The organism is Cohnella herbarum (assembly GCF_012849095.1).
Taxonomy (GTDB): Bacteria; Bacillota; Bacilli; order Paenibacillales; family Paenibacillaceae; genus Cohnella; species Cohnella herbarum.
Map to the genome: position 1 here is coordinate 7,565,938 of NZ_CP051680.1, position 25,651 is coordinate 7,591,588.

At 51.7% G+C, this 25,651-nt stretch carries 23 protein-coding genes, 5 tRNA genes and 1 riboswitch; of the genes, 22 read left to right on the forward strand and 6 right to left on the reverse strand.

Annotation, left to right across the window (positions count from 1 at the left end; all coding sequences use genetic code 11):
* Window positions 1–86 precede the first annotated feature (86 nt).
* On the forward strand, window positions 87–587 hold the full coding sequence (locus tag HH215_RS31770) for a SprT family protein (RefSeq protein ID WP_169283553.1): 501 nt from the start codon (window positions 87–89) through the stop codon (window positions 585–587).
* On the opposite strand, the gene HH215_RS31775 is transcribed toward HH215_RS31770, so the two are convergent.
* The gene (locus HH215_RS31775) at window positions 584–2,029 is read right to left on the reverse strand and encodes an MFS transporter (RefSeq protein WP_169283554.1); all 1,446 of its coding nucleotides are present in this window, start codon (window positions 2,027–2,029) and stop codon (window positions 584–586) included. The genes HH215_RS31770 and HH215_RS31775 overlap by 4 nt on opposite strands.
* A gap of 66 nt (window positions 2,030–2,095) precedes the next feature.
* The gene (locus HH215_RS31780; RefSeq protein WP_169283555.1) at window positions 2,096–2,623 is read right to left on the reverse strand and encodes a TetR/AcrR family transcriptional regulator; all 528 of its coding nucleotides are present in this window, start codon (window positions 2,621–2,623) and stop codon (window positions 2,096–2,098) included.
* Between the two features lie 285 nt (window positions 2,624–2,908).
* Between HH215_RS31780 and HH215_RS31785 the strand changes: the two genes are divergently transcribed.
* Both HH215_RS31785 and HH215_RS31790 read left to right on the forward strand, forming a co-directional pair.
* Window positions 2,909–2,984: transfer RNA gene (locus tag HH215_RS31785), tRNA-Asn, on the forward strand.
* 1 nt (window position 2,985) lies between these two features.
* A tRNA-Ser gene (locus tag HH215_RS31790) sits at window positions 2,986–3,076 on the forward strand.
* Between the two features lie 67 nt (window positions 3,077–3,143).
* Here the strand turns inward: HH215_RS31790 and HH215_RS31795 are convergent.
* On the reverse strand, window positions 3,144–3,329 hold the full coding sequence (locus HH215_RS31795) for a hypothetical protein (protein ID WP_169283556.1): 186 nt from the start codon (window positions 3,327–3,329) through the stop codon (window positions 3,144–3,146).
* A gap of 786 nt (window positions 3,330–4,115) precedes the next feature.
* Between HH215_RS31795 and HH215_RS31800 the strand changes: the two genes are divergently transcribed.
* The 12 genes from HH215_RS31800 (at window position 4,116) to HH215_RS31855 (ending at window position 16,249) form a co-directional block, all read left to right on the forward strand.
* Window positions 4,116–4,190 (forward strand) — tRNA-Glu (locus tag HH215_RS31800).
* A gap of 3 nt (window positions 4,191–4,193) precedes the next feature.
* Window positions 4,194–4,269: transfer RNA gene (locus HH215_RS31805), tRNA-Lys, on the forward strand.
* A gap of 51 nt (window positions 4,270–4,320) precedes the next feature.
* Window positions 4,321–4,406: transfer RNA gene (locus HH215_RS31810), tRNA-Leu, on the forward strand.
* A gap of 163 nt (window positions 4,407–4,569) precedes the next feature.
* A complete protein-coding gene (locus tag HH215_RS31815; RefSeq protein WP_169283557.1) occupies window positions 4,570–5,097 on the forward strand; it encodes a hypothetical protein in 528 nt (175 codons plus the stop codon).
* A gap of 162 nt (window positions 5,098–5,259) precedes the next feature.
* Window positions 5,260–6,150, forward strand: coding sequence for a helix-turn-helix domain-containing protein (locus tag HH215_RS31820; RefSeq protein WP_169283558.1), 891 nt, complete (start codon window positions 5,260–5,262; stop codon window positions 6,148–6,150).
* Window positions 6,151–6,280: 130 nt separating this feature from the next.
* Window positions 6,281–6,416, forward strand: a riboswitch (cyclic di-AMP (ydaO/yuaA leader).
* A 3-nt stretch (window positions 6,417–6,419) separates the two neighbouring features.
* Entirely contained in the window at window positions 6,420–6,926 is a 507-nt protein-coding gene (locus HH215_RS31825; protein WP_169283559.1) for a C40 family peptidase, read from the forward strand.
* 260 nt (window positions 6,927–7,186) lie between these two features.
* On the forward strand, window positions 7,187–9,601 hold the full coding sequence (locus HH215_RS31830) for a discoidin domain-containing protein (protein WP_169283560.1): 2,415 nt from the start codon (window positions 7,187–7,189) through the stop codon (window positions 9,599–9,601).
* Window positions 9,602–9,747: 146 nt separating this feature from the next.
* On the forward strand, window positions 9,748–10,719 hold the full coding sequence (locus tag HH215_RS31835; protein WP_169283561.1) for an ABC transporter permease: 972 nt from the start codon (window positions 9,748–9,750) through the stop codon (window positions 10,717–10,719).
* A 14-nt stretch (window positions 10,720–10,733) separates the two neighbouring features.
* A complete protein-coding gene (locus HH215_RS31840; protein ID WP_169283562.1) occupies window positions 10,734–11,612 on the forward strand; it encodes a carbohydrate ABC transporter permease in 879 nt (292 codons plus the stop codon).
* 89 nt (window positions 11,613–11,701) lie between these two features.
* Window positions 11,702–13,270, forward strand: a complete 1,569-nt coding sequence (locus HH215_RS31845) for an extracellular solute-binding protein (RefSeq protein WP_169283563.1) — start codon at window positions 11,702–11,704, stop codon at window positions 13,268–13,270.
* Window positions 13,271–13,352: 82 nt separating this feature from the next.
* Window positions 13,353–15,164, forward strand: coding sequence for a cache domain-containing sensor histidine kinase (locus HH215_RS31850; protein WP_169283564.1), 1,812 nt, complete (start codon window positions 13,353–13,355; stop codon window positions 15,162–15,164).
* Complete coding sequence (locus HH215_RS31855; protein WP_169283565.1) at window positions 15,161–16,249, forward strand: response regulator transcription factor; 1,089 nt, start codon at window positions 15,161–15,163, stop codon at window positions 16,247–16,249. The genes HH215_RS31850 and HH215_RS31855 overlap by 4 nt, the downstream gene beginning before the upstream one ends.
* A 181-nt stretch (window positions 16,250–16,430) precedes the next feature.
* On the opposite strand, the gene HH215_RS31860 is transcribed toward HH215_RS31855, so the two are convergent.
* Entirely contained in the window at window positions 16,431–16,835 is a 405-nt protein-coding gene (locus tag HH215_RS31860; RefSeq protein ID WP_169283566.1) for a LysM peptidoglycan-binding domain-containing protein, read from the reverse strand.
* Window positions 16,836–16,938: 103 nt separating this feature from the next.
* Window positions 16,939–17,730 (reverse strand): spore coat transglutaminase TGL, encoded by a 792-nt coding sequence (tgl, locus tag HH215_RS31865; RefSeq protein WP_169283567.1) that lies wholly within the window; start codon window positions 17,728–17,730, stop codon window positions 16,939–16,941.
* Between the two features lie 206 nt (window positions 17,731–17,936).
* Between tgl and HH215_RS31870 the strand changes: the two genes are divergently transcribed.
* The 4 genes from HH215_RS31870 to HH215_RS31885 are packed head-to-tail and all read left to right on the forward strand — an operon-like array spanning window position 17,937 to window position 20,583.
* Window positions 17,937–19,043 (forward strand): fatty acid desaturase family protein, encoded by a 1,107-nt coding sequence (locus HH215_RS31870; protein ID WP_169283568.1) that lies wholly within the window; start codon window positions 17,937–17,939, stop codon window positions 19,041–19,043.
* 16 nt (window positions 19,044–19,059) lie between these two features.
* On the forward strand, window positions 19,060–19,383 hold the full coding sequence (locus tag HH215_RS31875; protein WP_169283569.1) for a MocE family 2Fe-2S type ferredoxin: 324 nt from the start codon (window positions 19,060–19,062) through the stop codon (window positions 19,381–19,383).
* A gap of 20 nt (window positions 19,384–19,403) precedes the next feature.
* Window positions 19,404–19,595 carry a hypothetical protein gene (locus tag HH215_RS31880; RefSeq protein WP_169283570.1) on the forward strand — a complete coding sequence of 64 codons (192 nt, stop codon included), beginning with the start codon at window positions 19,404–19,406 and terminating at the stop codon, window positions 19,593–19,595.
* Between the two features lie 16 nt (window positions 19,596–19,611).
* Window positions 19,612–20,583, forward strand: coding sequence for an aldose epimerase family protein (locus HH215_RS31885; protein WP_169283571.1), 972 nt, complete (start codon window positions 19,612–19,614; stop codon window positions 20,581–20,583).
* A 127-nt stretch (window positions 20,584–20,710) separates the two neighbouring features.
* On the opposite strand, the gene HH215_RS31890 is transcribed toward HH215_RS31885, so the two are convergent.
* Complete coding sequence (locus HH215_RS31890; protein ID WP_169283572.1) at window positions 20,711–22,093, reverse strand: extracellular solute-binding protein; 1,383 nt, start codon at window positions 22,091–22,093, stop codon at window positions 20,711–20,713.
* A gap of 330 nt (window positions 22,094–22,423) precedes the next feature.
* Between HH215_RS31890 and HH215_RS31895 the strand changes: the two genes are divergently transcribed.
* The 3 genes from HH215_RS31895 (at window position 22,424) to HH215_RS31905 (ending at window position 25,647) form a co-directional block, all read left to right on the forward strand.
* Window positions 22,424–23,788: an extracellular solute-binding protein gene (locus tag HH215_RS31895; protein ID WP_169283573.1), complete on the forward strand. Its 1,365-nt coding sequence runs from the start codon at window positions 22,424–22,426 to the stop codon at window positions 23,786–23,788.
* A 130-nt stretch (window positions 23,789–23,918) separates the two neighbouring features.
* Window positions 23,919–24,788, forward strand: a complete 870-nt coding sequence (locus tag HH215_RS31900) for a carbohydrate ABC transporter permease (RefSeq protein ID WP_169283574.1) — start codon at window positions 23,919–23,921, stop codon at window positions 24,786–24,788.
* Entirely contained in the window at window positions 24,742–25,647 is a 906-nt protein-coding gene (locus HH215_RS31905; protein WP_169283575.1) for a carbohydrate ABC transporter permease, read from the forward strand. The genes HH215_RS31900 and HH215_RS31905 overlap by 47 nt, the downstream gene beginning before the upstream one ends.
* Window positions 25,648–25,651 lie beyond the last annotated feature (4 nt).

Consider the following 25,651-nt stretch of genomic DNA (forward strand, 5'->3'; position numbering starts at 1 on the left):
TTGACAGTGTAGCCCAATCGGAGTCTACAATTCAAGTAGGTCAAGCCGATAAAAGGCGTTACGTTGAAGTTCAGGAGGATTGGAAAATGGAAGATCAGGAACTGCAACGATGGATTGAACGGGTGTCTCTCGAATTTTTTGGGCGGCCGTTCTTGCATCGCGCATCGTTCAATTCTCGGTTGCGAACGACGGGCGGCCGTTATTTTACGAAGAGCCACAATATCGAGATCAGTCCTCATCAGTTAGCGATTCATGGCGTCGAAGAAACGGAAGCCATTATTAAACACGAGTTATGTCATTATCATCTTCATCTTCAGCGCAAAGGATTCCAGCATCGGGATCAGGATTTCAAGCGATTGCTCGTCGAGGTAGGCGCTACGAGGCACTGCCGTCCCCTCCCCGGAGCGGCCAGAAGCCTCCCCGTGAAGTATTTGCTCGTATGCGGCGCTTGCGGGATGAACTATCCTCGCAAACGGCGTACGGACCCGCGCAAGTACGCTTGCGGACGTTGCGGAGGGCGGCTTATGCTATTGCAGGTGCAACAGCCTCAGCCGGCGCTCGACGCACGGAAACGGGTATCCGATTAGATCGTGGAATTCGCCGATTTCGTTTGCGGTTTCGCGATCGGTTTCGCGGGATCGGGTTTGTTCGGTTTATTCGGTTTGTTCCTGACGAAAATCGCGATTCCGAGGAAAGCGATGGTCATCATGAGAGCCCCGGTACCCAGGCTCGGAACGATATGATCGGCGAAATCCTGCGGCGACCGAATAGCGGCGCCCGATTGGAAGATCAAACCGCTGATCGCGATGCCGAACACTCCGCCTAACTCGCGAGTGGCGTTACCCATTCCGCTCGCTTCACCCGCGGCGTCTTCCGGGACGGAAGAGATCAATCCATGGGAGAGCGGAGTGAAGCTGAGTCCCATTCCGGTACCCGCCAGCATCATTGGAGCCAGAAGATAGACGAACGGGAAATCGAATCCTTGGGATTGGATGATCAGCGCGAACCACGCCAGCGCCGCCGCTTGGAACAGAAGTCCGAAGAGCAATACGGTTCTATTCCCGAATCGGCTAATGGCAAGCCCTGCCAACGGAGCGGCGATCATCGTCATCGTCGTCCAAGCCATTTCCTTGATTCCCGCGCCGAGCGGGGTGTTGCCTTGCGCTTGTTGGAGGAACAAGGTTAGCAGGAAGATGGCGCCGAAAACGCCGGCGTTCATCCAGAAACCCGCGAACGTATAGAAGGTATACGCTTTGCTGCGGAATAGATCGAAGCGCACGAACGGGTTTGCGCGTGTTCTTTCCCAGAAATAGAATAGAACAAGAAGCAAGGCTCCAAGACCGATTGAACCATACACGATCGGCGTTCCCCATCCTTCGGAATTTCCCCGTTCCAAGCCGAATATAATCCCGAATAGACCGGCGGTCAACAGCAACACGCCTAACGGGTCGAGTGGTTTGCGGACTCCTTTGGACTCCTCAAGCCATTTCAACCCAAGCACGAAAGCGATAATCCCGACAGGAACGTTCACGTAGAAAATGACTTGCCACGGAGCGCCCTCCATAATTAATCCTCCGACGAGCGGTCCGATGCTCAGGCCAAGCCCGGAGATTCCCGACCATAATCCGATGGCCGCGGCTCGTTTCTCGGGAGGAAAAGCCTTGTTGACCAGGGTCAAGCTTAGCGGAACGATCGCGGCCCCTCCGACGCCTTGCAGGGCTCTGGAAAGAATCAATCCGATCGAACTGTCGCTGAGACCCGAGAGCAGGGAGCCGAGGGTAAAGATGACTACGCCGCCCAAGAACACTTTTTTTCTGCCGATCGAATCTCCAAGCACGCTAAACGGGATAAGCAGCACGGCGAAGGCGAGCGTGTAGGCGTTCATGAACCATTCCAGATCTGAAAGCGTAGCGCCAAGGTCCTTCTGAATCGAGGGAAGCGCGACTCCAAGTACCAAATTATCGAGCATTGCCATGAATAAGGCGATGCAGGTGACGAATAATAGTCGTACGCGGGCGGGGGTGAACATGGTTTATCTCTCCTCTATATAACTTTATTTATCAATAAATAAATTAAAGCCAACACTCAACCACGATTACTCGTGGTCGCACCAGGGGGATAGCTTCGGCATCTCAAGTACCTCCGATAGCGTAATGATTAAACCGGCGGAAATAAAAGAGCTGGCTTCGTGACCGGGATTCGGAACTTGAGCTTTCTCGAACCGTGCTGAGATATTGTCGTAGATCAAGGAGTATTTTTCCTTGGCGAAACTTCTGATCGACGGCTCTGGAGTCGTGAAGCATTGCATCAGCAGCAACATCTCGTTTCTGTGGGTTTCCAGCAAGAGGTGGAACGCTTGACCCATCTGATCGCTTAGGTGCTCAGGCGGCGCTTGCACGACCGAGAAGGCGTTCACCATTCTTTCGTAAGCCCGTTCCAATACGGCGAGGTAGAGCTGCTCCTTCGATTTGAAGAAATGAAATACGTAAGGCTGCGTTACGCCAACGTCTTCGGCTACGTGAGCCGTCGTTGTTTTGTAGTAGCCCTGAGAGGCGAATAAGGCTGCCGCGCTGTTCATGATCTGATCTTTCCGGCTTGCTGCGACTTCCTCTTTAGGACTCATCTTAGTTTCTTCTCCTTTCATTATGGACTCGCAGGTCTTCAAGTACCGCTGAATTCCGGTTCTCTGCAACCGACGACGGATGTGTTGTGTTGTTTGCGTGATTTGATTTATTAATCAATAAATAACATACGGAAAAGGGTGAAGTCAATGGTTTTCAACCAAATTATTGCAGATAAGTCAGGCGAAAATGGTTATTCGAAAAAAACGAAAAAAACCATTTTCAAATGCTTGACTTCATTTGCGAACCATGATAAATTATTACTTGTCGCTTTTGAAAAACAATTTTCCCTGATAGCTCAGTTGGTAGAGCACTCGACTGTTAATCGAGTTGTCACAGGTTCGAGTCCTGTTCGGGGAGCCATGGGGAGATACCCAAGTGGCTATAAGGGGCTCCTCTGCTAAGGGAGTAGACGTGTCATGCGTGCGAGGGTTCGAATCCCTCTCTCCCCGCCACCCATGTTCATTCAATAAGACGACTTGAAAGAGTCCACGGCTTAATGCCGGAGGGCTCTTTTTGATTTTAATCGCCAACCGCCAACCGCCAACCGCCAACCGCCAACCGCCAACCGCCAACCGCCAACCGCCAACCGCCAACCGCCAACCGCCAACCGCCAACCGCCAACCGCCAACCGCCAACCGCCAACCGCCAACCGCCAACCGCCAACCGCCAACCGCCAACCGCCAACCGCCAACCGCCAACCGCCAACCAACATCACCCTTTATCCGTCATCAATAACGGAATTCTCTTCCACTATGACACTCTCTTTCTAGCGCGATGTATTGTTTAACGGAACGAATTTCCGTTATTCTCTCAGGAGGTACAACAATATAATGCATTTTCGAATAATAACGGAAAAGCCTTCCGCTAACACATGAAAAAACGGACCCTACAATGCATATAACGGATCGGAATTCCGCTATCGATACACAAACACAACAACTTCGACTTCTAATGACAAAGGAGAAATATTGCGACAGTTTGAGAGGTGTTAAGACGACATCGCTGAGCTGGGAGCTGCGCACGGCGCGAAGCGGCGATAAATGTTCGACTAGGTTGTAAGAGAGAGTGGGGACACGGATTTGCGATTAAGGCGATACGAAGGTGTTATTTGATAGGTACATGAGAGTACGGAGGGAATAGGGTGATGCAGTAACGTTATTCCGGCAGAAGAGTGTAAAATTCGATGACTGGGCTAACAATAAGGTGATGCCAGGGTGTTATGCGCTGTGTGACGCGAGGATAAGGCAGCCATAAGATGATGGCTTAACGTTATTTCTGCAAGCCTTCGACACTGTTCATTTTCAATATCGCATCGAATTATGGGTGACCGAATCCACACCGATTGTGCCCAATATCTGAAGAATAACTCGTCTCAAAACTTGTCCGAAAAAAATGCCGAAAAAATGCTTGCACTCGCCATCCGATTCGGATATAATCATATTTGTCGTCTGAAACGGGTAACGCGAAATTACGAAATCGCAGACCGGAAATGGCCCCTTGGTCAAGCGGTTAAGACACCTCCCTTTCACGGAGGTAACAGGGGTTCGAATCCCCTAGGGGTCACCATGCGAGCCATTAGCTCAGTTGGTAGAGCACCTGACTTTTAATCAGGGTGTCGAAGGTTCGAGTCCTTCATGGCTCACCATTTATTTGCTCCGTAAGGCGTAAGCCGAATCGGGCGACAATTCAATAGTATGCGGTCGTGGCGGAATGGCAGACGCACCAGCTTGAGGGGCTGGCGGGAGCAATCTCGTGGAGGTTCGAGTCCTCTCGACCGCACCATACTTAATAAGTTCGAATCCCTGGTTGCCCGGGGATTTTTTTATTGTTCTTTTTCGGTATCGGAAAATAACGAGGGGTTCTTGCTTGGGCGGATATTAGATATTGCTACCAACTTCCTCTCCATACGTATTGTAGAGAAAAACGACGAGAGGTGGACGGGTGAGTGATGGCGAAAAGTAAAATAAAGACGACTATTCTAGCATTGCTTCTTCTGCTTCTCCTTGCGGCATGCGGCAATGCGGCCCCGACGGTGGAAGAAGCGCGAAGCGAATTGGAAACGGCGCTCGGCGAAATGAGAGATTGGGCAGGCCGGCAAGTGGACTCTTTGGACGGAGTGAACGAACGCGTCGCGGCATCAACCAAAGATATCGTTTCCTTATTCGGAGAATTGGACTATAAGCTGTCGTTCCGCGAAAATGGCATCGGGTTCACCAATTCGAACGGAGTCGAGGGAGTCGTCGGGATTCAAGGCAACCGGCTTGTGCTCGATGTAACGTACCCGGGCGGCAATGCAGAAGCCGTACACGCGGTTAACCGAGTCTTGACCGTGTTCTCCGGTAATAGCTGGGCAGAGGATCGGCTAACGGCGATTACGAACGGGAACGAGCCTCAAACGGTTCAACTGGATAACGGTTGGATCGAGACGGATGGGGAACTCGTCTATGTACACTTGGAAAACGCCATATTCTAAATAAGCGCACGCAACGATCTTTTCTCGGGATTGCACCGGGGAAGGATCGTTTTTTGCTTCAATAGGTTAGGTTTTTAGGAGTAGATGGAAAAGGAAGAATCGTCCTCATTGTCGAAAAGAAAGGTAGAAGTAAGAGTCAACCTAGAGGGGCGGCGCGGGGTTATGACGAAGAAACTGCATTACCTCGATCCTTCCGAGACGCTGGAGGACTTGCAGGAGTTTTATTTTCCGCCGTACATTACTTTAGCCCACATGTTCCACGCGCCGGAGGAGTGGTCGCTGAAACCGAGGGTCTTAAAGCAATATCAGCTTCAATACGTGGTGGAAGGTTATGCGGAGTACGTCATTGGCGGAATCCGGTATCATACGTCCAAGGGGGATTTGCTGTTCCAAGGCCCGGGAGAGGCGCATTACGTGAATACCGTTCCGGGGAAGCCGTATGTGTGCGTTTCGATTGTTTTTCATTTCGGGAGCGCGGAATTTCCGTTGCAGGATCTACTCGCGTTCGGCAGATCGGAAGCGGAGACTCCCCACGACATGGGGAATTATTCGGATCACTCGCTGGAAAATCGCCTATCGGAGCTCGTTCATTATTATCGTCAGCCGGGAACGTTGGCTAAGGTGAGATGTCAGCAGCTGCTCATGGGAATATTGCTCGCTTTATCCGAGGCGCGCCGCTCCAACGAGGCTGCTTCGGCGGTCAAAGAGTCTTCAGGAAGCGCCAAGCTCGTGCTCATCCGCAACTACATCGACAGTCGCCTGAGAAGCGGTTTCCGACATGAAGAATTAGAGCGACTGACCGGTTGGAGCCGTAATTACGTTATTACTCAGTTTAAGCAAGCCTTCGGCATGTCGCCGCTTCAATATTTGGTATGGATACGGCTGGAGAAGGCGAAGGGTCTGGCTCTCCAATCGGGGATGTCGTTTAGCGAGATCGCATCGGAAGTGGGGTATTCGGATATTCACGCGTTCGGGAAAATGTTCAAGCGGAAGACGGGGATGAACTTGAGCCAATTCGTCGCGACTTTGTATCGGGACACGCCTGACAGATAAGCGATCCGGTCCTCTATTCGTCCTCGCATTTACGGTGTAATTGGATCCGTAACGTATGAGAGGATTCTAATCTTTGGGAAGCAGGATTTACCGCATTTTTTTTGAATTTATATTACATAATGTAATTTAATATCTATTTATGCCGAATTCTCGATTGGAGAAACGGGAGAACCAAGTTGGGTGAATTAATCCTGCTGTCAAGGGATTATAGGGAACCTTCAACCGAACCCTTAAGCTAACCTCGTAGGCACCGAAGGAGAGTAGCAACATTGAAGAAGTTTGTCTTATCGTTGTTTAGCTTCGTCTTGGTTATTGCTTTTAGCGGGGGAAGCGTTTTCGCATCGCAGAACGATTTGAACAAAGCAATAGATGAAGTCGTAGGAACTCCTTACAAATGGGGGGGAACGACGACTAGCGGATTCGATTGCTCGGGATTTATTTTGTACATTTTTAATCAATATGAGACGAAGCTGCCTAGAACGTCTAGTTCCCAATCCAAAATCGGAGAGAAAGTCGAGAAAGACGATCTTCGTCTTGGGGACCTCGTATTTTTCAACACGAGCGGCAAAGGGGTTTCTCATGCGGGAATATATGTAGGCGACGGACAATTCGCCCACTCGTCGAGCAGCAAAGGCGTGCGGATTAGTAAGTTGTCGGATAAATACTACGCTAAGAGATATGTAACGGCTAGAAGAGTCGTCTCCGGCGAGAACTACGCGGATATGATCAATGAGGGTCACGAGAGCGAAGATGATTCTCAAGTGTTGGAAGAGTAGGCTGCGCGAGCGAAGTGATAAAACAATAATCACCCAACCACCCAATCCCCAGCAGAAGGGGATTGGGTGGTTTTTTTGGTTTTTAAATTATTGGCGACAACTCGAGAAAAAGATAGTTCTATCGCGATGTATTTCGTAACATCACCTAATTGGATTGAGAAAGGGAAATATTTACGCTGATATAGCAAGCTACCTTAAAAGGGGAAGGAGAAGAACGAGGAAGGAAAGCAAGCGAAAACCAAATTCGAGGAGGAAGGATTATGAGAAAAAAGCCTTTCGTTCAATTGCTTGCCTTAGCATTGCTATTCGTTGCAATCTTCCCGGCCGGCGGAGCAACGGTATCGGCGGATGAACCGCTGAACGTCTTCGTATTACCCATTCAAGGACAGACGGAGGTTTCCATTGAGAACGTACAGACCAAGTACCCTGATGTCGCATGGAGCACTTTGGATCGGCTCTATATTCCAGCCGGTAAATACAGGTATATCACGATCCGGAATTTGCCGCAGCGAAGCGCCAGTGATCCGTTAGTCATCACAAATTACGGAGGGCAGGTCCTCATTAACGAACAGGAGAGGCCGATGAATCAACGCCATGGTTATTCGCTGTGGCTTAGCGGTGGATCGAATTGGGTTCTGACCGGAGAATACGATCCGGTTCAACAGACGGGGCATCCGAGTTACGTTGGACATAAGAACGGAGGATACGGGGACTCGGAGGGCAGATATGGGATCGAAGTGACTCACACGAGGGATAGCGCCCTCAAGGTCGACAGCGCAACCGGCTTCGAGCTCTCGTATGTAGAGGTCGGGCATGCCGGATTTGCCGGACTCTTGATTAAGTCCGATAATCAGCCGCTTGCTAATATGGATGACGTTAAAATCCATGATCTGTACATTCACGATAACGAATCGGAAGGCGCGTATATCGGCAATACGAGCAAGGACTCGAACGCGCAGCACAAGTTTACGAATCTCCAATTCTATAATAACCGGATCGTCCGTTCCGGCACGGAAGGGCTGCAGCTTAGTCATTTAGGCGACGGGGCGGAAATCCATCACAACGTTATCCTGTTCAGCGCCCTCGACTGGAAGGATCCTTTCCAAATCTGGCAGGACGGAGCGTTCCAACTAACGGCCAGGGATGGCGATATCGACATCCATCATAATATCGTGATCGGAAGCGGCGGCGACCTGTTCAACGTGCATTTCCTTGCTAGGACGGCATCGCCCGGAAGCGAAATTCCCGCCCAAGGAGAAGTCTACGTTCACGATAACTACTTCTCTCATAGCAGAAGCTTTTTCTCCTATCTTAATAATCCAACTCCCCAGCAGAATACGACTTCCGGTTTACGGCTCGAGAATAACTTCATTAGCGGAATCCAGTTCCAGGCTAATGAAGTGAAGCTGACGGAGACGGATACGAATAAGTTGATCAACGCTCTCGCGCCGTCAAATCCGATCTCCATCAACGACAACGTGTACGAGGGAACCCGGACATTCATCGGCCCGTTGAACGCAGCTAACGGAGATCTGAACAACTATCACGCTTCAGGCAACGCGAACGCCGACGTCACCGACGTAGAATTCAGGGATCCGACCTTCTCTTCCGACTTCGATTACTCCTTGTTGGAGAGATGGACCTATAAATCTACCGCTTATAATGCCTTATATAATTTAACGCCGCCGAACGAGATCGCGATCACCTATAATGCCGGCGATTACGTCGTTCATGAGGGGAAAATGTATCAAAGTATCCAGACCCATGTCGCAACGGAAGCCAATGCGCCCGGTAACGCCTCGTATTGGACGGCGGTGCCTTGGATGACGGACGACTTGCGGCTGGCTTCGAGTTCGCCCCACCAGGGATTGGGCCTTCTTCCCGACGGCGGTGCTTCCGGAGACGTGATACCGCCTTCGGCCATCTCCGATCTGGCGGTAGCCTCCATCCAGAGCACGTCGCTTCGGCTGTCTTGGACGGTGCCCGGAGACGACGGCAACACGGGCGACGCGAAATATTACGATATACGCTACAGCGAATCTCCGATTACCGGAGAAGGCGACTGGGCAGCCGCTACCCGTTTGGGTTCCGAACCGATACCTACTGCCGCGGGCACCACCCAGACGATGCTGGTCAAGCAGTTGTCCCAGACGACAACGTATTATTTCGCCATGAAAGCCGCGGACGAGAGCGAGAATAAGTCGTCGCTATCGAACGCGGTCTCGGCGACGACGAAGTCGCCTAGCTCGTGGCTGGATCTTACCTCATCCACAGTGACGAACGAATCCGGTTACGGCAACGCGAACCTGTTGGCAGACGAACAATCGCTTGTCGGAGATCCCCGGGGCGGAACCGGGGGAGCGCCGGTTACCTACTGGGATCCGGGCTACCAAGCCGGTCGTACTCCCGCGTTCGCGTATATCGATCTTGGCCAAGTCTACGATATCGATCGAATCTACCTCCGCGATTATCAGAACCAGGGTAATTTTACCGTTTATGCCGGTAGCCCGGGCGGCACGTGGACGCCTCTGTTCACCGACCCCTGCGCGACGTACCAGACCTGGAACGAGCATATCGTGGAGAACGTTCAGACTCGGTATTTACGCTTCCAGAAAACGACCAACTCCGCCAACGTGTCGGAGATCGCCGTGTATACGTTCGGACCGGTGAAATAGTGTAGCAGGAGAAGGCGCTTTTCCCGCGAAAGCGCCTCCTCCTTTTTAAGGACGATTTCCATGTATTTCGGTTCATCCCCTCATTGTAGCTATGAAAGCGCTGCATCTATAATGGAATTATTCGGTAAGAAAAAGGAGAGACGGGAATGGGTTCATCTGCTACCGGCATTCGGCCATCCTCCGTAAGAAAAGCGCTGAATCCTGCTTCCGAGCGGCGACGAAGAGCTTCCTATTGGAAAAGGAATGCCCCCTTTTACTTGTTGCTCGTACCCGGCGTGTTGTATTTTCTCGTATTCCGGTACGTTCCGCTTCTCGGTAGCGTCATCGCTTTCCAGGACTACAACATATATGAAGGGTTCTGGCGCAGCGAGTGGGTGGGATTCAAATGGTTCGAGCAGTTTTTCGCGTTCGCCCACTTCCGCAGGCTGCTGTGGAACACGCTGGCCATCAGCTTCCTCCAACTGCTGTTCGCTTTCCCCGCGCCGATCATGCTGGCAATTCTACTCAACGAACTTCGCAACATGGCCATGCGGCGCTTCATTCAGACGGTCGTGTACATTCCGCACTTTCTTTCCTGGGTCATCGTCGGCGGTTTCGGCTACATGCTTCTCTCTCCTCAGGTCGGATTGATCAATCACCTGATTCGGGCTATCGGCTTCGATCCTGTCTTCTTTCTTCAAGAACCCGGCTGGTTCCGTCCCATCATCGTAACGTCGGCTATATGGAAGGAGATGGGGTGGAACGCCATCATCTTCCTGGCGGCTATCGCGGGAATAAGCCCCACGCTGTACGAGGCCTCCCGAATCGACGGAGCGGGGCGATGGAGGCAATTGCTCCATGTTACGGTTCCGGGCATCATGCCTGCGATCATGATCCTGTTTTTGCTGAAAATCGGTCAAATCCTGGACGTCGGTTTCGAGCAAATCTACGTCTTTCTCAACCCGGTCACCTACTCGGTCGGGGATATCATCGACACGTATGCTTACCGCGAAGGCGTTCTTAAGGGACAGTACGGCATGACGACCGCTATCGGACTGTTTAAGTCGATCGTCGGCTTCGCGCTTTTGATTATCGCCAACCGCGTTAGCCGCTTGACGACCGGCGAACGACTGATATAGGAGGGATTTTGCAGATGAGCTACCGTCCATCGTTCGCCGAACGAACTTTCGATACCGTCAACCTTTTCCTGCTGCTCGCCGCTTGCGCGACGGTTCTGCTTCCGTTTCTTTTTATCTTGGCAAGCTCGCTTAGCGAACCGGGAGCGATTATCCGGGGAGAAGTAACCTTCTGGCCGCGAGGCTTCACGCTTGAATATTACCGCACCGCGCTGAACAACGAGATGTTCTGGCGCGCGTTCGGGGTGACGTTGTTCATCGTTGGAGCGGGTACGGCGTTGAATATGGGGATGACGGTCATCACCGCCTATCCTCTTTCCAAGCAGGGGCTGAGAGGCAAGCACGTTCTGCTCATGATGATCGTGTTCACGATCATTTTTCATGCCCCCATGATCCCGTTGTATTTGGTCGTCAAATCCTTCGGCTTACTCAATACGGTATGGTCGATGATCGTTCCTCTGGCGCTGAACGCTTTTTACTTGCTGATTTGCCTGACCTTTTTCCGCGGCTTGCCGGAAGAATTGTTCGAAGCGGCTCGCGTGGACGGGATGAGCGAGTATGCCATCCTATGGAAAATCGCGCTCCCGCTATCCAAGCCGATCGTCATGACGCTATCGCTCTTCTACGCGGTCGATCATTGGAACAATTACTTCGTCGCTTTGCTATATATCAACGACTACGAGTTAAGGCCTTTGCAATTGTACTTGTTTAATCTGATCGCTCAATTCAACATGAACGAGACGCTCTCTAACGCGATCGAAGCTAATACGATGTTATCCCCGCAAGGGTTGCAGATGGCCACCATTCTCGTGGCGACCGTGCCGATCCTGCTCGTATATCCCTTCATCCAGAAGCATTTCGTGAAAGGGGCCCTGATCGGCTCGCTCAAAGAATGAGGGCGGCTTCGCGCCATCCTCAATCGGCTTTAACGACGGTTACAACCGTTCTATTCAACTATTCTAGACTATTCAAGGAGGTTCGGGGAATGAAGAGAGATGTTAAGCTGTTCGTAGCGCTGTTTGCGCTGACGACGCTCGTTCTATCCGGTTGCGGCAACGAGAAGGCGAACTCGGGAAACGAATCAAGTCCGGCGGTAAGTTCGCAAGCGCAAGAAAGCGGAAGCCCGGAAGGCAACGGGGAAGTTTCCGCGGAACCGGAGACCGGATCCAAGCCGGCAGAGATTCGATTGTTCGTCTCGGATCAAGGGCTGCCGCCTCTCGATAAGGCGGACGCGAATATCGCTTATCTAGAGCAGGCTACGAACACGGATCTAAACATGGTTTACTTGCCGCACGCGCAGTACGAGGATCAACTCAGGCTGAAATTCGCCTCGGGGGACTTTCCGGACGTTTATCAATCGTGGTCCGGTCCGGACTCGGACTTGATCAAAGCCGGCAAAATTCTCGAATTGAACGATCTGATCGACCAATTCGGTCCGAACCTGAAGAAGTTCATCCCGCAAGCGGCTTGGGACGCGGTCTCGGTTAACGGCAGAATTCTCGCCATCCCGCAGCCGTCAGATCAATCGAACAGCGTCATTTACATGCGCAAGGATTGGCTGGATAAGCTGGGTCTGCAAGTGCCGACGACGTCGGAAGAACTGCTCGACGTCCTGCGCGCGTTCCGCGACAAAGATCCTAACGGGAACGGCAAGCCGGATGAAATTCCGTTCTCGATGCGCGAGAAGCTGACTTGGGGAGACAACATTTTCGGCATGTGGGGCGTTAACAACTCTTGGACCGAGGTGTATGATGGAAAGGAAGTCGTTTTGCAGAATATTCAGCCGAACATGAAGGAAGCGCTTGCATTTATTCGTACGATGGTCGAGGAAAAAGTGATAGATTCCGAGTTTCTGACCAACTCCAAGTCGGTATGGGAACAGAAGATCAAATCGGGTCTCGTCGGCTCTTGGTCTCACGTTCAAGCGCTGGCATGGCAGTGGCAGGCGGACTTGAACGCGACCATTCCAGGCGAGCAGACCGACGTGGTCGCTATTCCGACGCCGCGCGGGACGGGTTACGTTGGCCCGCTCGGTAGTCGCTGGAGCCCGGTCGGCAAGACATATATCTTCATGAAGGACGCCAAATCTCCCGAAGCGATAGTCAAATATTTCGATTGGCTCATGAGCGAAGAAGGACAGCTGTTCACGGATCTCGGACGGGAAGGTGACGCCTACAAGATGGAAGGCGGCAAACCGGTCGTCGATACCGAGAAGATCAAGGGACTGAACACGTTCACCTCGATTTTCAAGGTGCATGGAACGAACGAAGCCGTCGAGGAAGCGAAGCTGAACGATCCTGCGGCTTATGCGAAACTGAAGGCGGCCCGGGAGATCGGCTCCAAGGAAGGCTTCGTCAATGAAGCGGTAGGCATGCCTGCGGCGAAGAGCGATTATAACCTGACGACCATGTTCTTGGAAGCCGCCAGCAAAATAGTGCTCGGCCAAGCGCCGATCGACTCCTTCGACGGGTTCGTCAAGCAATGGCGGGCGCAGGGCGGCGATCAATTGATCAAGGAACGTACCGATTGGTATAACGCGAACCGGAAGAAATAGCATTGATATCCATCCGGACTTTCGGAACGATCTGTAGAAGGTTACGTCCGAAAGTCCGGTATTCGGGAGCGAGGGTCCGCCGATGCTTCGTAAAATCAGATCTTCCCTGAAATGGAAACTGATCAGCCTGATCGTCTCGATCATCGTTGCGATGATGGTGCTGGTCGGGCTGTTCAGTTACTACGATACGTCGCGGACGATTCGACGGGATGTCGAGCATTTCAGCGCTCAGGTTCTCCGGCAGGCCAATCTGAATTTGAATCGTCAGTACCAAGAGTACGAGCAGGGTTTTCTCGTGCTCGGGACTAGCTACGAATTCAATCAATGGCTCCAGGCCCCCCTGTCCGACCGATTCGCTCTGATTTCGGGCTACCAGTCGATTGAACGAAACTATATGCGCGCTTTTCTCGTTCGTCATCCGGAAATTTTGTCCGTCTCGCTCTTGTCGGACAAGGGCGGCGAATTCACGTACGCGCTCGATGCCGGAGTGTCGAAGGACTATTCGTTCGCCCGGGAGCCATGGCTGAAGGAACTGACGCAGGGAGGCGCTATCTATAAGCGGGTGAGCGAATCGAATGCATACGTGGATGCGATGGGTAGCCCGAACCCGATGCTCTTGTTCACCTTGGCGGGCCGTTTCGGCAAACCCGAAGCGAAAGGGTATTTGAAGATGGACATCGCTTTCGCACCCGCCCAAGCGATTCTTAACGAGATGGAACTGGGAAAGGGCGGGCAAGGCTTTATCGCGGGCCCGGATGGCATCATTCTCGTCCATCAGGATGCCGGACAGGTAGGGACGAGGCTGGACGGCGATCTCGCGGAACATTTTCGGGAGTCAAGCGGGTCTTTTTATCGAAAAAATGCGAAGCAACTCGTCGTGTTCGAGACGATTCCGTATACGAACTGGAAGACGGTGGCCATCGTATCCAATCGCGACGTGGCTGGAAGCATCGACCGGGTCCGAGTCGTGACGGTCGCGGTGACTTCCCTCGGGCTCCTTGTTGCGGTAGTGCTGATCGCCTGGGTCACGACCTCCGTGACGAGGCGGTTGTCGCAGCTAAGAAAACATATGAAACAGACTCGAACGGGCAATTTCCTTAGCCGAATCGACGAGCGAGGCTCTGATGAAGTAGCCGATCTGGGCCGCGCGTTCAATCGAATGATGGAGGAACTCGACGAATCGGTGGCTCAGCTGACGACGACGCGGCTGATGCAGCAGAAGGCCGTTCTATCGGCGATGCAGTCCCAGATCCATTCCCATTTTCTCTATAACGCCCTGGAATCGATCAATTCGATGGCTCATCTCGCCGGGCATGCCGATATCGAGAAAACGGCTATCTCGCTCTCCCGAATGCTACGCTACACGTCGAATTACCGCGATACGCTCGTCCGGACGGATGACGAGATCGCCCATGTTTCCCATTACATGTACATCTGCCGGATTCGCTACGGGGAGAACGTCTCGTTCGAGACGGATATTCCGGACGATTGCCGCGCCGCGCCGTGCTTAAAGGCGGTCTTTCAGCCGATCGCGGAGAACGCAGTCAAGCACGGCATCGAATCGACGGGCGAGCCTACGCGTCTTGCGGTGACGATCCGCCTGGAAGGGGACTTGATTCTCGCGTCGTTCGAGGATAATGGAACCGGGTACGATGCCGTACGACTAAGGAGCTTCCATGCTCGGCTCGAAGCCGGCTCAGGAGCGCTCGCTCCGGAATCGACTTCTTTGAACGGTAACGTAGGCTTGCTGAACACCCATTATCGGCTTCGCACGTATTATCAGCGGAGCGACGTCGGAGTCACTCTTCAGCCGGGCGGCCGTCTTGGCGGAGTTCAGGTCATCGTTCGCTATCCGGCCGGAAACAGGGAAATCGAGGAGGGGGCCGCACTATGATTCGGGTATTGCTTGTCGATGACGAACCGCTCATCCGAACCAGCTTGACCAGCAAAGTCGAAAGCCAGAGCGAGGAAACGGTCGTATCCGGCACCGCGGCCAACGGCGCCAAGGCGCTTGAATGGCTGGCCGAGCATTACGCGGATCTCTGCGTAACGGACGTCAAAATGCCGGTCATGGACGGTTTGGAGCTGATCGGTCGAATGAAAGCGGAGTACCCGTGGATGTCCGCGGTGGTCGTCTCCAGCTACGACGAATTCGAATACGCCAAGACGAGCTTAAGATTGGGCGCCGTGGATTACATCGTGAAACCGGTCGATCAGGAGCAATTGAACGGGGTGCTGTCGAGGGTGGCGGGAGAGATTGCGGAGAAGCGGCGGGCGGAAGCCGCCATGCTTCTCGTGCGTCATCTACCTCATCATCAAGAGTTGTTGCAGAGATGGGTGCGTCAGATCCGCACCGTGCAGTTGGAGACGATGCCTCTCTTGGTCGTCGATACGCTGGACGCTTTGGAAAGCTTGATCGGGGATAGGTTTTATTTGCTTAACTCGCTTTCAATGGCATGGCTGGGCTTGGTCGTGGAGGAACTGAGCAAAGAAAAGCTCGTCATCGAGCTGCGGGAAGGCAAGGATCTGGGGCTTGGGGACAAGACCATCCCGTTGGGCAAGGTGCGTTCTTACTTCCGGTTGTGCGCGGTCAGGCGTCTCGAGGAGGGATCGAATCGCATCTTCGAAGTGACCGGAGCTCTGTTGGATCACCCTTCGCGGCGCGCGGTCAAGGAGGTCAAAGCTTTCATCGGCGCCAACTACGGGGAGAAACTGAATTTGCAGGAATTGGCGGACAGGGTGGCGATTAGCCGGAACTATTTCGCTCAGTTGTTCAAGCAAGAAACGGGTACGACGATATGGAACTATCTAGTTCAGATCCGGATGGGCAAGGCCCGGGAGCTTCTTCTGGGAATGGATAAGAAGGTGTACGAAATCGCGAGCGAGGTTGGTTACGACAATAGCGTCCACTTCTCTCAGCTATTCAAGGAGTATTACGGCCTTACGCCCGCCGAATACAAGAAAAGGATGGAGAGATGAGAGGCGGGTGAGGGGAAAGTTACCCGATAGAAGAATGCAACGGACGTTCGTCTCGCCGGAAGAGGACAAAAGGACGTTTTTGCATCGGATTGCGAATACGTACTTTCGAACAGTCTAGAAAACGGCGACAGCCTCCGCATTTTGGCAGGTTGTCGCCTTTCTTGAAGGAAACAAATCCATTCTACGACTTCTGTTGCTGCATCATAGGCTGTCCTTGCTGCGTCGTAACCGGCATTTCGCTATAGCTCTTCTGGCAGACCATGTTTGAAATACGAGGGATCGATACGATTTCCCCGGCATTCAGTTGGTTCGGATTGGCAATGTGCGGGTTTGCTTCCTCAACTATGGCATAAGGCATGTTGTATTTGTGGCAAACGGAAGCCAACGTATCGCCCGGTTGAGCTTTGTGCTGCGCGAATAACATGTCATCCGATTTCCCATCTCTGAAGAACGGGAAGAAGAACGGGGAAAAGCCGAAAAACGGATACAAGAAACGATTAGGGAAAAAAGGGTGGGGAAAAGGACGGAAGAAGGGGCGACCGAATCCTCCACCGAAACCGCCGCCAGGGAAAAATCCACGATCCATAATGTAACCTCCGCATAAATGATAGTCATTCGTCTATGCAGAGTATCGATTTGGTCATGGAATGGTGACACTTCCTCCTAAAAATAGGCTCATGTCATGGCTATTATACCGGGGATATGAAATAACGTAAGCCTATCCGGGCAGAGATAAAAGACCTTCTATTAGACGCATACTGCGAAAGATAGACATAACCCGGTTGAGTAACGGTTTCGGTGAGGTATGCGGTTTGGCTGCTACCCGGACGACGATTGTTGTTTAAGCCGTTGATAATCGTTTGCGAGGGAGCGATGCCGAAAGGGTGCCCATAATACAGATCATCCCCGATCTTAATCACGTTCTCGCCGCGCCATACCGGCGTATCCGGTGAAAAATCGGGATTGTTGAAGTAGAGCAGGTCGCCGGGGTAAGACTCTTCGATATCCGTGTGCACGGAAAGCCGCAAATTCTTGTTCGTGTGCCAGTCATATAGAAGCAAACCGGCGAAGAGGCGATTGAAATCCGTTTCCCGGATAGAATCGAGCACGCCTTGATAGACTGCAATGACCGCGGCGGTAGCGCATTCGGTTGCATATTTGTCGCCATTCGCGAATATATCCCGGATTCCCGCGGCGGGCGACCTATCGTCTCTGATCAAAAATCCGCCTAGATCCGTTAAAGTCCACATATCCTCGTTACATTTGGCCTTATCGAAGTCTGCAAATCTTAAACCGCTCTGACTTAAGGCAATGGCTTCGGCCACGATTGCGGCCCTCAGAGTCATTTCGAACCTCAATTGTTGAACGGTTTCGTAATCGTAGGTAACCGTACTGTTCTTTTTCTGCTCATAAATTTTGATCTCCGCGGGAGACCACGAAGTCGTATCGATAGGTCTCTGGACGCCGGAAATAGTGATCATAGACATCTTTCCCCTTTCTTTAGTAACCAAAATGAATTCGCCGTGCAACAGTTCTCCCTCGCGCTTATGCGGGGTATTTTTTTGTTCGCTACTGTGATTTCGGACACATCATTATTACTCTGAGCCAAATACAGTCGCCGCGGAAGCGCTTATAATTTAGCCATACGCTCCCGATATGCATATGCGAACAAGGAGGAGAAGGAATAATGAGCACCTCGCAAACGAAGCGGGATTATAGTCTCACGGGACCGGAAAATAGAAGGGCGCAGGAACGGGGACTCGCTGCCGCCGAATGGTACGAGACTCCGATTCCTCGCAAACGGTTGAAAGAACTCATGAAGCGAAAGGACGGCCCGGCTATTAGGGACACGATCGTTTGGCTGGTTCTGCTGACCGGAGCAGGCATAGCGGCTTATCGATCTTGGGGTACCTGGTGGGCGGTTCCGGCATTTTTCGTCTATGGCCTATTATATGCATCGCCCGGAGATTCGCGCTGGCATGAATGCGGTCACGGAACGGCGTTCAAGACGTCTTGGATGAACGAAGTCGTCTACCAATTCTCTTCGTTCCTCGTTCTTCGTCCGGCAACGCCTTGGCGTTGGAGCCATGCCCGGCATCATACGGATACTTACGTTGTCGGAAGAGATCCGGAGATTCATCAACCGCGTCCTCCGGTGTGGCGGATTATTATTATGCAATTCGCTCACTTATACGGCGGGCCTCGGGATATTAAGAGGATGTTCATGCATGCTTTCGGCGTCATCGACAAGGAAGAGAAAGAGTTCATTCCGGAAACCGAGTATCGCAAGACATTCTGGGAATCCCGCGCTTACGTCGTTATTTTCGCCATAGTTATCGCGGCTTGCTTGTACACGTCCAGCATCTTGCCGGCCATGTTCATCGTTCTTCCGTCCTTCTACGGGGCTTGCTTGATGGTCGTGTTCGGAATGATCCAGCATCTCGGCCTTCATGAGGACGTACTCGATCATCGGCTGAATACGCGAACCGTTTATATGAATCCGGTATTCCGTTTTCTCTATTGGAACATGAACTATCATATCGAGCATCATATGTTTCCGATGGTTCCCTATCATGCGTTGGCGGCTTTGCATGAAGAAATGAAGGGGGATTGCCCCAAACCGAACCGCAGCACCTGGGAAGCGTTCTCCGAAGTTATTCGGGCTCTTCTGAAGCAACGAAAAGATCGTGATTATACGATACGTAGAGAACTGCCACCGACCGCGCAACCCTATCAATATGGTCCTTCTGAGGTATCGAGGGTTCGCGGCGGAACGGAAACGACGACAGCTTAAAGGAGTGGAACAACACATGGCTCAAGACGAGAATTGGTTGGAAGCTTGCGCGGCCGACGATATCGATGAAGAGGACGTCATACGTTTCGATTACGAGGATCGCTCGTTCGCGATTTACCGTTCGGAAGATAGCGAGTATTTCGCGACCGACGGGCATTGCACGCATGAAAAAGTACATCTGGCAAACGGTTTCGTCATGGGAAAGATCATTGAGTGTCCCAAGCACAACGGTCGGTTCGACTATACGACGGGCGCGGTGAAGAAAGCCCCGGCTTGCGTTGATCTTAAAACTTATCCCGTGAAAGTGGAGGCGGGCAAGGTATACATCCGGATCGGTTAGAGGAGGGAGTCGAGGTTCAGATGAAGTTCTCGAAGTTCGCCGGCACGTCGGATTCCGTCTCGCGTCTCGGCTTCGGAGCGATGGGACTGGGAGGAACCTTGGGCGATTCCACCGAGGCGGCTGATAAAGAATCGCTGCCGGACGACGTATTCGAAGAGCTGTTTCGTTATCATCGCTGGGTGAGGAATTTCTATGACACGAAGTTCTGGTGATGGGAGCGAGGATATATTGGGAGACAATCGGGGCAATATCCGGATCGAAAAGTCCGTCTATCGAACGTTCCCTTCTTACGAGATGGAATCGGGGCTTGTTAGGCTAACGGTCGTTCCCGGGCTCGGCGGTAAAATCGTGTCGTTGCTGTATAAGCCTACGGGCAAAGAATGGTTGATCGATTCCGGGTCTAGGAAGTTGGCCGCAGTTCCGTATGGATCGAATTTTATCCAAGCGGACGTAAGCGGCTGGGACGAATGCTTTCCGACGATCGTCGCATGCGAGTATCCGGAGGAAGGCGAGTACTTCGGACGAAAGTTACCCGATCATGGCGAGCTTTGGTCCGTTCCGTGGGAGATCGATCCGGTCGATGGGAGATTAGCGGGACGCGTGGACGGCATCGCGCTGCCTTACCGGTTCTCGAGAGATCTAGCGTTCTCGAACGAGTCTACGTTACGGATGAGTTATTCCGTCGAGAATACCGGAGACGAGGCTTTGACCGTTTTCTGGACGGCTCATCCGCTGTTTGCGGCGACGGAGCATACGAGGATCGTTTTGCCGGAAGGTTTGGATGAGCTTCTGTGCGTCGACGGCGGTAAAGTTCTGGAAAAAGGAAAACGCTATTCTTGGCCGCATGGGGACGGAGGTTTGACGCGACCGCTGGACCGGATCGGGCCGCGGACGGCGCTTGATTCGCGTAAATTTTACGCGGAGCAAGCACTGACTCAAGGCTTAGCTGTACTTAGAGAGAACGATACGGGGGAGTACGTCGAAATGGCGTGGTCCAAGGAGCAGCTTCCTTACTTCGGCTTCTGGATCGACGAAGGAGAGCACACCGGCTATTCGGTGTGCGCGTTAGAGCCGTGCAACGGCTATTACGACAGCCTGACGGAGGCGGTCAAACAAGGTAAACATCTCCGCATCGCTCCTGGCGAGATAGCGGGCTGGAATTTGGACGTGCGGTTCGGGAACGATAGACGCGCTGAATAATTAAGATTACCTGTACCGCTTGCCGAGATATTTCTACCGGACCTATGGCAATCTTAAAGACCCTGATCGCTCTCAAGCGGGCAGGGTCTTTGTCGTGGCTAGACTACGAGGTATACGATTTGCCCCTTTATCTTCTCGCGCACTCCAGAACTAACCTTTCGTATACGTCGACAATGGAAGAAGGGGGCTCAAGGCCAAGCCAAAACATGCTCATTTCTTCCTCGAGAGCATTTCGGACGGTGTCGTCGAACAACTCGTTAATGAAGTAGTCGTTGTCGATTTGATGATTGGCAATATTCAAAGCCTGCAAATAAGAACTCTCTTTCGCATGCAGGTTAATCGATTCCTTAACGGAAAGGAACAGCGTTTGCTCGGTCAATCGACTTTGCGTAGCGTCTTCCAGCGCGGAACGGATAAACGATACCGCCGACTGCACGTTTTGGCTAGAAGCAGGAACCATAAAGGCATTTGCGAGAAGCAATGACGAGCAATCATTGTCGAACGGCAACGGAATGACTTGCGGGATAAAATCCATGTCGTCGTTTTGCCAGTTGGCCATTTCGAATGTCGTTGTCAGAACCATAGCCGATTTCCCGTGGATGAACGGGGTTCTCGGCCACACCATATCGGGAAACGTAGTGGCGATTCGTTTGCGGAAAAACAGGTCCTGAATGACCGACAGGGTGCGGGAAAGGACTTGCGTACGACTGGCGTGATCGCCCGGCGCAAACCCGTTCATTACGGCCATAGCCAGCCATCGATTAACGACGGGATGCATGGAAAAACCGAATTGCGTCGTGATGCCGTCCTGCACGAGAGTCAGTTGCTCGGCTGCCGCGACGAATTCGTCGAAGCTCCAGCGGGCGTTCGGAACTGGTATACCATGCTGTTCGAACAACCGAGGATTGCATGCAAAAAATACGGAAGAAAAGGTAAAAGGAGCAGCTAACATCTTACCGTCGCTTCCGAAGTGATTCAACAGCTTAGGATAGATGGAATCGGTGAGATCGGATAAGAACGGAGCTATGTCGACGAAATCGGTCGAGCCGCTCCATTCCGAGAACTTCATGTCGGGCACAAGGACAAGATCGGCAATCAAGCCCATTTCGTTGCTTGAATGGAAGGACTCCCAGAATTTATCGACAGGGAGACCGAGAACCTGGACTTCGATATGCGGATGCTTTTTATTAAAGGCCTCAATGAAAATGGGCAAACCGCGCTCAAGAAAGAAAGCGGGGGACGGCGTCAGAATCCGCAGCGTTTGCGGCTCGGATTTCTCGATTAACAGATCTTCCGGAACCATCGTGCCGAGGCCGACGCGCTTGATGATCAGTCCGTCGCTCTGCAGCAAGGAAAGAGCGTGGCGAACCGATTTGCGGCTAATCCCATAGTGGTTGCTTAATTCGTTCTCGGGCAATAAGTATTCTCCCGGCTTAATAAGTCCGGTGCAGATTTGCTCCTTCAGGTTTTTGTACAATTTGGTGTAAAGAAATTCGTTTTCTCTACGCATGAAGACCCTCCTATTCCTATAAGAAAAACAGGCAAATAAACCGATGCGTGGTTCCGGTCTCGGACAACGCAAGCCATATGCATGTTAGATTAATTGACGAAATGTGAAATGAAGTATGAAAAATAGATTGACAGAGCTGAAAACGACCTCTAACATAAAGGGTACAGGTACGGTACATATATCCTTTATAGCGTACTTGAATTATATCATATTTTTGACGAAATTTGAAAGAAGAATAAACTCTTTAGGAGGTACCGAACTGCTTTCGAGTTATCATTGGGCCGGTAGTCGTTGAATGTGTTCATACTACAACAATGGGGGTTTCAAGAAATGCGTAAATTATCCATCATTTTAGCAACCGTTTTCATCTTCGGCATGCTAATGTCGGCTTGCGGGAAGAACGGCAACGATACGGGTTCTGCAACCAGCCAATCATCGGAAAGCGCGAAAGAGACAGGCAAAGTAAGCGAAATTCCGATCAAGCTTTGGATCTATCCGATGATGAACGGGATCAATGGCGACGGGACGGGCAATCCGGACGATTGGGCCAAAGAATACGCCCGCAAGTTTAAGGAGCAATATCCGCAAGCGAACATTTCCGTTGAACTGCTCGACTGGGCTGGCGGCACGGAGAAAATCGATGTAGGCGTCGCCGCCGGATCGCCGCCGGATTTGGTTTACACCATCAATAACTTTGGCGGGGTTACGAAGTACGGCAAGATGGGCGTCTTGGAGCCGATAGACGAGTTCTTGACTCAAGCCGACTGGGACGATTATTCGGATGCGGTGGAGGGCGCGATTAAGTACAAAGATCAAACTTACATGTGGCCTTGGCTGAAGATGGTATCTGCCGTTGCCGTGAATATGGATTTATTCAAGGAACGAAATGCTACCGATCTGCTGCCGACAAGCAAGGAATTGCGGGACTGGAGCTTTGACGAGTTCCTTAAGGCGGCACAAGCTACGACATTCAGCCGGAGCGGAGGAAACAAGCCCGATGTTTACGGTACTGTAGTGTGGGGCAAAGACGCACCGTTCTACATGTACTTAAACGGATTGACGAACGGCGGTAATATCGTGAACCCAGCTTTCGATCAAACCGCGATTACCGACAAGGCGTTCGCGGACGGCTTGCAATTCACGATAGATTTAGCTAATAAGCATAAAGTCGCTCCTCCGGGAGGAGCGGGGATCAGCGCAATGAACGCGAAGGAAATGTTTCTGAATCAGCAAATCGCGATGATGCCCGATGCTCCTTTCTTGCTCGAAGAAGTGAAGAAGGCTCCTAAGCCTTTTGAAATCGCATTTGTCGCTCCTCCTCATGGGGAAGGCCAAGAGACCGCGGCATGGAATAACGTAGGCGGCTTTATCGTATTTAAGCAAAAAGAGGAAGAGAAGAAGAAGCTTGTCATGGAATTCGCGCGTTTTATTACGAACGCCGAAAACTCTAAAATCGTCAAGCAAATCGGAACTTTCCCGGCACGAAATTCTTCAGGAAACCTCTACAGCGACGATCCGGTAATGACGTATTTCGACGCCTTGTCCAATTACGGAAACTCCGTGTTTTCACGTGCGTTCGGTCTGGTGAGCGTGGGAGATTGGGAGAAAGAAATACAGGCGATTCTTACCGGCGGCAAGACGGTCGGCGAATCCCTCGATACGTTGGACAAGTTGATTATGGAAAAGCTGCAATAACAGGGTTTCGAGAGCGCCTGACCGCTTAATGATTCTAAGCTAAGCGGCCAGGCGCGTCTTAAACCCGACGTAAACGGATTGGATGATTTTGGAGTGAAATCGTCGAGAAGCAGTGATTGAGGTGAGACGCATGTATCGTATACGAAAAGCACTTCCGGGTTATCTATTTTTATTGCCGGCTTGCCTCATGTTCGCCGGCTTCATGTTCCTGCCCATCTTCAAGGGGCTACAGCTTAGCTTCCAGAAGTGGACGTTAAACGGCTATGAATGGGTCGGCTTCAGCAATTACAATCAGGTGTTCGGCGATAGCTTCTTTTGGAAATCCTTATGGATTACCGCAGTTTTTACCGTCATAACGGTAGTTGCAGGACTGGTGTTGTCATTGATTGCGGCGTTCATGATAGATCCCTTTCAGCAACGGATGCAAGGCGTGTTTAAATCCGCGTTTTATTTGCCGAGCGTTGCGCCGATCGTCATAGTGTCGATCATATGGCTTTGGTTATATCATCCCTCGTTCGGCTTGCTTAATTATCTGCTCGAATTCGTCGGGGTTTCCCCCGTATTGTGGCTGGGCGATCCGAAAATCGCTTTGTTCTCGATTATTCTAATGACGGTGGCCGTTTCGCAGGGAGCGAACATCTTAATTCTCGTAACCTCGCTCGGCGGTATACCGAAGGATTACCAGGAAGCGGCGCGCATCGATGGAGCAAATCTATGGCAAGAAATGATCAAAATCAAGCTGCCGATGTTAAAGCCGACGCTTACGTATTTGATCGTTGTGAATACGGTCGGATCGTTTCAAGTGTTCGCTCCGATCTATATGCTTACCGCGGGCGGTCCTAACCGTTCAACGACGACGATCGGTTTTCTGATTTACGAAAATGCGTTTAAGAAGTTTGATTTCGGCGTGGCTTCCGCGCAGGCGGTTATATTGCTGGTTATCGTTATGATCATTGCTATTTTCCAGTTCCGAACAATGTCCGAAGATTTGGAATATTGACGGCGACAACAGGTGCTATAGAGAAGGGGAGGGGTTAGTCATCCTTCGCATTAAAGGGTATCAATGGGTAAGCTTTATCGTACTGAGCATAGCGGCGCTCGCATTGCTCTTTCCGTTTTACTGGATGGTGCTTCAGTCGTTTAAGCCGCCAACGTCGGCTATTCAAACCCCTCCGGATTTATCTTGGGGAGGATTTACGCTCGATAACTTCAAGAAGCTGATGGCCGGGAACATCTGGGTTTGGACGTCCAACAGCTTGATCGTGGCCATAAGCGGAATGTTAGGAAACGTCATTCTTTGTTCCATGGCCGGCTATGCCTTCGCCAAGAAGGAGTTTCCGGGCAAGCGCATTCTGTTCTGGGCTATCGTAAGCATCATGATGACATCCACTCAGATCATCATGGTTCCCCTGTTCATGCAAATCAGAGATATGGGAGTTCTCAATACGTATTGGGCGCTCCTGCTACCGATACTCGTATCGCCTTTGGCGGTGTTCTTAACGAAGCAGTTTATGCAGACCATTCCCGAAGATTTGCTTGAAGCGGCGAGAATGGACGGATGTTCAGAATGGCGAACGTACTGGAATATCATCGTTCCCGTTTCAATGCCGGTGCTGGCGATCGTAGGCATCTTCGGGTTCATTACGCAATGGAATGATTTCCTTTGGCCGCTTCTTGCGACGGAATCGCAGAATATGCGAACCCTGCAAGTCGGACTTGCCTCCATGCAATTGCAGAACGTTGATTATGGTCTTGTATTGGCAGGGGCAACGTGGACGATGGCGCCTATCGTCATTTTGTTCGTTGCGTTTCAACGCTTTTTCGTAAAAGGGATCACGATCGGCGCGGTTAAAGGATAATGGG